Source organism: Paraburkholderia sp. BR10937 (assembly GCF_040965695.1).
Classification (GTDB): domain Bacteria; phylum Pseudomonadota; class Gammaproteobacteria; order Burkholderiales; family Burkholderiaceae; genus Paraburkholderia.
Window position 1 is genome coordinate 1 of record NZ_JBFRCL010000159.1, and the last position, 603, is coordinate 603.

Here is a 603-nt window from a genome sequence, read left to right on the forward strand (position 1 = left end):
GGGTGGCCTGGGATAGGAGCGTGAGGGCTGTATGCGACATCGGGTGCGGTGGATCACTGCAAGAACCGCGGGGAGCCTCTCCAGACAGCGCGCGATACGCAGAAGGCAGCCACTGAGGATCGGCTTGAGTGCGCCCAGCGCGTAGAGCCGGTTAGGACGACTGTCCAATGCCTCCTCGCGCGGCACATCAAGATCGCTGAGCAAGGTGCACAGGTTGTCAGCAAGGATTTTTGCGCCGAAGTCCTGCTGCAGGGCCAGATAGTCCAGACCCGTGACGGCCTCCAGCCGCAGCCGGTGCTTCAGGCGTTTGAACGCTTCCTCCACGCGCCAGCGCTGATGATAGAGCGTACCGAATGCCGCAGCGCGGTAGCGCCGTGCATCAAGCAGGGAAGTCATCAGCACACGCACGCGGCCGCTGGGGGTGACGTCGCGAATCAGGCGCACCGTGCTGGGCGTGCGCGCCAGTTCATAGTCGCAGGCATCCTGCTCGCTGGGCGCCGCCAGCGTCACCACGCGCTCGGCTTCGCCACTGCGCGCAAACGCGGTGACGCATTTCCAGTTACGGGCATCGACGCGCATGCAGAACGCAATGTCACGCTGCAC

The 603-nt window shown here is 64.7% G+C and carries 1 protein-coding gene; it reads right to left on the reverse strand.

Features of this window, described 5'->3' with window-relative positions:
- On the reverse strand, positions 1-579 hold a 579-nt coding region (locus tag AB4Y44_RS42440), incomplete at its 3' end, for a transposase (RefSeq protein ID WP_368702821.1).
- Positions 580-603: the final 24 nt, after the last annotated feature.